Source organism: Paraconexibacter sp., assembly GCF_041602235.1.
In the GTDB taxonomy this organism is placed as follows: Bacteria; Actinomycetota; Thermoleophilia; order Solirubrobacterales; family Solirubrobacteraceae; genus Paraconexibacter.
The window spans coordinates 1-6118 of sequence record NZ_JBFIGP010000233.1 but is presented as its reverse complement, the minus strand read 5'-3'; the positions used below and the strand labels follow the sequence as shown (position 1 = coordinate 6118).

Below are 6118 nucleotides of genomic sequence, written 5' to 3'. Positions count from 1 at the left end.
GTCGTCGCTGACCAGGCGGATGCCACGGATCAGGGGACCGCGGAAGGCCTTGTAGCCGACCTCCATGTCGCTGATCGTCGTGTTGAAGAGGACGTTGGTCGTCAGCGACAGGAAGCGGTTGCCCGCGTAGTGCCAGAACAGGTGGGCCCGCTGGGGGTGCCCGCCGCGCAGGCGCGTGCCGTAGACGACGTCGGCGTGTCCGTCGAGCAGGGGCTGCAGGATCGACGGGATGTCGGCGGGGTCGTACTCGAGGTCGGCGTCCTGGATGAGGACGATCTCCCCGGTCGTCGCGGCGATGCCGACGCGCACGGCGGCGCCCTTGCCCCGGTTGACCGGTTGGACGAGGGGCTGCACGCGGTCGGGGTACTCCGTGGCGAGCGCGGCCAGGATCTCGGGCGTTCTGTCGGTCGAGCCGTCGTCGACCGCGAGGATCTCGACGTCGAGGTCGAGCGCCAGCACGCGCCGGACCACGCCCTCGATGGTGGCCTCCTCGTTGAAGGCGGGGATGACGACGCTCAGCAGAGGGGACACGTCTCAGGACGACCTTCTGATCGTGTGCACCCGCAGGTCCTTGGGTGCGCCGGAGGCCTTCAGCCGCTTGGCGCGTCCCACGCGGTACGCGTCGGCCTCCAGGTGCGCCAGGGTGGCTGCGGACACCAGCACCTCGCCGGCGCCGGCCTGATCGGCGACGCGGGCCGCGATGTTCACGTCGACGCCGAGGTAGTCACCCCCGAGATGGCGGGGTCGGCCGACGTGCGCGCCCGCCCGCATCCGTGGCGTGTATCCCTCGACCTCGACGGTGGCGAGCCGATCGGAGGCGTCCAAGGCCGCGCGGACCGCCGACTCCGGGTCCAGGAACACGGCCATGAGCCCATCGCCCATCCGCTTCACGAGCGTGCCGCGGTGCTCGGCCACGGCGCCCTCGACGATGATCCCCACCTCCCGCAGGAGCCGGACGGCGGCTTCGTCCCCCGCCCGTAGCGCCCACGCGGAGAAGCCCACGAGGTCCGTGAAGAGCATGGTGACCTCGCGGTCGCCGCGCCCGCGGCCGGCGGACTCCGACAGGGCCTGCCACACCTGGAGGGCTCCCAGGCCGATCTCCCTGGCGACGCTCGGGCGTTCGGGGCTGAGGACCTGGACCTGGCGACCGACGACCTCGGCCGGAGCGCTGCCGGCGACCGACAGGGGGTCGCCGAACCTGTCGTCCCCGGGGAGGCGGCGGCGCAGGCCGGACGCGAGCCGCAGGAGCAGAGGCTGGGAGTCGATGCGTCGCACGACCGCCACCGACCGCGCGGCCGGCGCGGCCTGCTCCCGGGGAGCCGCCGCGCTCTCCGGGCTCGGGTCGCGCTCGTCGTTCTCGGGCATCGGTGCGGATCGTACGGGGCGACGCCGAACGCGGTGTTCCCCGGCGTGCGGACGGTGTCGCGGTACGGGGGCTCGGTGGGGACTCCGTCCGGTTCGCTTGGACCACCGGTCGGATGCGCGATCACGGCCGGTCATGTACAAACCACTACTTGAAAGGGTTTCGACCGGCTGGATAGAAGTTCAGCGGGGGTTCCGGCAGCGCACGGCCGTAACAACTCAGGGGGCAGCAACATGAGGTTCCATGCCGGAAACACGACCTCGGGGGCGAGGTCGTGACCAGGTGGTTGGAGGGGCACGGCGCCGAGGTCACGGTCGCCGCGGTCATCGCCGTGCTCGCCGTGGATCCCGACGTGTCGGTGCGCGTGATCACCGATCTCGTCGCCGACGCGCACGAGCTGCACGGCCTCGACCCGCTGTGGCTCGGCATGCTCGCTCTCGCGGCTCCCGAGATCGCGGCCGTCCCGCGGGCGCACGCCACGGCGGCGCATGCGACGTTGCTGGCCGCGAGCGCCCGGCTCGAGGCCACCGCGATCTGGCAGGTGGAAGATGCCGGCGAGGTCGGGCTGACGGCCATGGCCGGGGAGATCGGCCCCCACGAGGCCCGGATGCGCGACGGCGCCCTGGCGGTGCTGCGTGGGGAGCGGTGCGACACGGCGGTGCCGATCACGGCCTTCGGCACGCCGTGCGCCGCCCTGACCTGGGCCGGCAGTGAGGACGTCGCGGGGCTCGCGCGTCCGCTCGCCGAGCGGTCGGCCATGCAGCTCGGGCTGGTCTTCGAGCGGGCGGCGCTGCTGGACGGGGCCGTCGCCCAGCACGCCGCCGCCGCCAGCGGTGCGGAGCGCCGCCTGAGCCGCGTCGCGTTCGACCTCCACGACGGCCCGATGCAGGATCTCGCGCTGCTGTGTGCCGAGCTGCACCGCGTGCGCGACGCGCTCGGCGACGTGCCCGTGGCCTGCTGCACGGCGAGCCGTGGCAGGACCGACCCCCGCCCGCTCCTCGACGACGTCCTCGCGATCGCGGAGGCGACGACCACGGAGCTGCGTGAGCTGGCCGGAACGCTGGAGTCCAGCGCGCTGCTGCGGCGCCCGTTCGCCGAGGCGCTGCAGGCGCTGACCCGCGGGTTCGCCCTCCGCACCGGTGTCGAGCCGGTCCTCCACCTCCACGGCGATCCGGCGACGCTGAGCGACGCCGAGCGGGTGACGGTCCTGCGCGTGATCGGCGAGGCGCTCGCCAACGCCCGCGAGCACAGCTTCGCCCGCGCGGTCACGGTGTCGGTCACGGTGACGGCCGCGAGCATCGACGCGTTCGTGCGTGACGACGGCGTCGGCTTCGACGTCGCGCACATGCTCCCGGACGCGGCCAGCCGCGGGCGCCTGGGCCTGGTGGGGATGATCGAGCGCATCCGGATGATGGAGGGCCACTGCGACATCCTGAGCCGACCGGGGGTCGGGACCACCGTGCAGCTGGCGCTCGCCCGGGCGGCGCGCCTGCCGCTGCCGGCGCTGATCGAGGTCGCGCCCGAGGCCGCCGTGCGGCGGCCCGCTGCGGCCTGATCAGCCCGGGCCGGCGTCGCGACGTGTGACGAGCCCCTGCTCCAGCGCGAAGCGCACCGCCTCGGCCCGGTTGGAGACCGACAGCTTGCGGTAGATGTTGCTCAGGTGGAACTTCACGGTCTGCTCGGTGACGAAGTGCTCGGCGCTGATCTGCTTGTTCGACATGCCGACGGCGAGTGACTTGAGGATCTCGAGCTCCCGGGTGGTGAGTCCCGCCGTGCGAGCGATGTGCTCCTCGGCGCTCTCGGTGCCGCCGATCGGGAAGTACGCGTCGCCCGTCACCGCGTGGCGGAGCGCCGACGGGATCTCGGCGGGCGCGATGCTCTTGCGGAGGTAGCCCGCCGCGCCGCGCCGCAGCGCGACCTGCACCTGCGCGGGGTCGCCCCCGGCGGAGATGAGCACCACCTTGGTGTCGGGGTGCCGTTCCCGGATCAGGTCCAGGCACTGCAGCCCGTCCATGCCGGGCATCTGGACGTCCATGAGGACCAGGTCCGGCCGCGTGCGGTTCACGAGCGGCAGCACGTGGGGCCCCGAGTCGGTCTCGGCGATCACCTCGAAGTCCTCGGCGGAGTCGACGGCCGCCTTCAGCGACTGCAGGATCAGCGGGTGGTCGTCAGCGATGAGAACGCGCATTGGCATACCCCTTCCAGGCTAGAGCGGCGACGGCGCGGCGCCGGCAACGTTCGTCCACTCCCCGGAGTCCCCCGCGCGCTCGACGGCGAGCAGGAGGTGGTCCGGGGAGCCCCAGCGCGCAACGACCGGGAGGTTCGGGGGCGTGGAGCTGTGGTCGCCGACGAACACCATCGCGATGGTCCGGCCGCGGGCCATCAGCATCGAGCACACCTCGGCAACCACGACGGCCTTCTGGTCGGCGTCGAGCACCAGGACGTGCGGCCGATGCAGCCGCGTGAGCAGATCGATCCGCTGCGGCACCACGGTGCTGCGCACCGTACGGTGGCCGCCGTTGTCGAGCACCGCGCCGGCGAACCGCAGGAAGTTGCGGTCGTCGGAGGCGACGATGACGTCCAGGCTCCGACGGCTCGTGAGGACCGGAGGCTCGAGGTCGACGCTCACGCCGGGCGCTCGGAGGGGGTGAACGTCAGGACGTCATCGGGGCCGACGCCCACCCGTGCGCATGCGCCCGCGGGCAGCTCCAGCACCGACCGCGCCCGCCGGCAGGCCGCGGCGCGCCACGGCGCGAGCGCCTCCACCACCCGGAGGACCCGGCTGTCGCGGTCCAGGAAGACGACGTCGATCGGGTAGGCCATGAAGAACATGTGGATCGCGTTGGTGGGGCGGATCAGCAGGCCTTCGTCCGGGGCGAGCGTCCGGCCGAGAAGGCCGCGAAGCCGCGTACGCGGCGTGGCCGCGACGCTGCATCTGGCACAGAGCACGGCTCCCTCCGGGGTCCGGACGGTCTGCACGCCGCTCGTGCTGTCCCGAGTACGAGGCACTCGCGAAGCATCGTGGCAGAGCGCCTTACGGACACCGGACGGAAGGTCAGGTCAGGACTAGACCGATAGGGGGAGCCTGTCGCGCACGCCGCACCTAGGTTGCCTCTCGTGTCGGGGGCATCGGTGCGGGCACTGCGCGTACCCGGTCGAGCAGGTGGGCCGGGCAGGGTCGCGGCACCGATGGCAGGCGGCACATATCCATCACATAACCCACTGGGGGGTAGTACATGCTCAACACGCTCATGACGTGGCTGAACGCCCGCGTCGACGTCGCTGCCGAAGAGGGCCAGACCCTCGTCGAGTACGCGCTGATCATCTCGCTGGTCTCGATCGTGCTCGTCGTCGCTCTGACCGCGCTGTCCGGCGGCATCAGCGGCACCTTCAACGACATCATCACCAGCCTCTAGCGAGGAGCGGCTGCACCGTCGACCCGCCGACGGGCAGCCGCAACCGTCCTCCCCGTGCCTCGAGCCAGCCGGCTCGGGACGCGGGGCGGATGTCGTTCCCCACGCGGTTCGAACGCCCTCGCTCCCGGAGACACGGCTTGTCCACACCACGCATCGTCATGAAGACCTCGCCCTCAGCCCCGCCGCGCGCGCTGGCCGTCGCCTTCGCGGCCGCGGTCCTCGCCGGGATCCTGGTGTTCGTCGCGCTGGGCTCCCGGTCCGGGACGGCGGACGGCGTCGCCCCGGCGCCCGTGAGCGTGATCGTCGCCGATCGGCTGATCCCGAAGGGCAGCTCCGGCGAGGCGATCGCCGCGGGCCGGATCGCCCGCCCGGCCGACATCCGCGCCGCCGCCGTGAGCGAGGGTGCGCTCACGAGCATCTCCGAGATCCGCGGGCAGGTCGCGAAGGCTGACATCTATCCGGGCGAGCAGCTGACCGCGAGCGCGTTCAAGCCGGCGGACGCGACGAACCTCACGACCAAGCTCACCGGCAGCGTCCGCGGGATCTCGATCCCGCTCGATGCCGCGCACGGACTCGTCGGGCAGGCGGAGCCCGGCGACCACGTCGACGTCTACGCCAGCCTGACCCTCAAGGGCGCCAACGGCGACCCGGTCCCTGTCCTCAAGCAGATCGCCACGAACATCGAGGTGCTGCGCACGCCCCCTGGCGCGGACGGCGAGGGGGCTGCCGCCGACATGTCGGTCGTCACGCTGCGCATGGTCGGCAAGCAGGCCGCCCAGCTCGCGTTCGCATCGGACAACGGCAAGGTCTGGATGGTGCTGCGTCCCCCGACGGGCGCGGTGGAGAACCGCGTGCCCCCGGTGACGATCGAGAGCCTCATGTCCAGCGGGTCGCGCCCGGTGGTCGGGACGGCGGCGTCCCGGGGCGCCAAGCCCGCTCCCTCCCCCGGCACACCGGCGGGCCCCGGCTGATGTCCGGCGAGGTGCGAGCGGCAGTCGCCCTGGAGCAGGGGCTGGACTTCCAGGCGATCCAGCTCCTCTGTCAGGAGCCGGGGTTGACGATCACCGGGTTCGTCCGGGCCGCCACCGAGAGCCTGCCCGATCTGGCCCAGACCCGGGACCCGATCGTGATCGTCTGCCGGACCCCGTCGCCGGAGCTGCTGGAGTTCATCCGCGGGGCCGCCGAGCAGCGCCCCGAGCGGACGCACGTCGTGTTCTTCGACGGGGTCGCCAACGGGTTCACACGCCACGCCTTCGCCGCGGGGGCCGACGACCTGGTCTCCGCCGATGCGATGCAGCCCGGTTCGGCCGCCCAGGTGGTGTTCGCCCTGGAGAAGGCG

The 6118-nt window shown here is 72.6% G+C and carries 9 protein-coding genes; 4 read left to right on the top strand and 5 right to left on the bottom strand.

Going from position 1 to position 6118, the window contains the following annotated elements; genetic code table 11:
• The coding region (locus ABYE80_RS15825; RefSeq protein WP_372791268.1) for a glycosyltransferase family 2 protein at positions 1 to 531 on the bottom strand (531 nt) is incomplete at its 3' end.
• Between the two features lie 3 nt (positions 532 to 534).
• The gene (locus ABYE80_RS15820) at positions 535 to 1365 is read right to left on the bottom strand and encodes an adenylate/guanylate cyclase domain-containing protein (protein ID WP_372791267.1); all 831 of its coding nucleotides are present in this window, start codon (positions 1363 to 1365) and stop codon (positions 535 to 537) included.
• A gap of 272 nt (positions 1366 to 1637) precedes the next feature.
• Here ABYE80_RS15820 and ABYE80_RS15815 point away from each other — a divergent pair, with 272 nt between their 5' ends.
• The gene (locus tag ABYE80_RS15815; RefSeq protein ID WP_372791266.1) at positions 1638 to 2918 is read left to right on the top strand and encodes a sensor histidine kinase; all 1281 of its coding nucleotides are present in this window, start codon (positions 1638 to 1640) and stop codon (positions 2916 to 2918) included.
• On the opposite strand, the gene ABYE80_RS15810 is transcribed toward ABYE80_RS15815, so the two are convergent.
• From ABYE80_RS15810 to ABYE80_RS15800, 3 genes are read right to left on the bottom strand one after another with little or no spacing between them, the layout of a single operon-like run.
• Positions 2919 to 3551, bottom strand: coding sequence for a response regulator (locus ABYE80_RS15810; RefSeq protein ID WP_372791265.1), 633 nt, complete (start codon positions 3549 to 3551; stop codon positions 2919 to 2921).
• A gap of 18 nt (positions 3552 to 3569) precedes the next feature.
• A complete protein-coding gene (locus tag ABYE80_RS15805; RefSeq protein WP_372791264.1) occupies positions 3570 to 3992 on the bottom strand; it encodes a hypothetical protein in 423 nt (140 codons plus the stop codon).
• Positions 3989 to 4372: a DUF192 domain-containing protein gene (locus ABYE80_RS15800; RefSeq protein ID WP_372791263.1), complete on the bottom strand. Its 384-nt coding sequence runs from the start codon at positions 4370 to 4372 to the stop codon at positions 3989 to 3991. The genes ABYE80_RS15805 and ABYE80_RS15800 overlap by 4 nt, the downstream gene beginning before the upstream one ends.
• Positions 4373 to 4599: 227 nt before the next feature.
• Here ABYE80_RS15800 and ABYE80_RS15795 point away from each other — a divergent pair, with 227 nt between their 5' ends.
• From ABYE80_RS15795 to ABYE80_RS15785, 3 genes are all read left to right on the top strand, one after another.
• On the top strand, positions 4600 to 4779 hold the full coding sequence (locus ABYE80_RS15795) for a Flp family type IVb pilin (RefSeq protein WP_372791261.1): 180 nt from the start codon (positions 4600 to 4602) through the stop codon (positions 4777 to 4779).
• A gap of 137 nt (positions 4780 to 4916) precedes the next feature.
• A complete protein-coding gene (gene cpaB / locus ABYE80_RS15790; protein WP_372791260.1) occupies positions 4917 to 5750 on the top strand; it encodes a Flp pilus assembly protein CpaB in 834 nt (277 codons plus the stop codon).
• Positions 5750 to 6118: hypothetical protein (locus ABYE80_RS15785; RefSeq protein ID WP_372791259.1), on the top strand; the 369-nt coding region annotated here is incomplete at its 3' end. The genes cpaB and ABYE80_RS15785, both read left to right, overlap by 1 nt.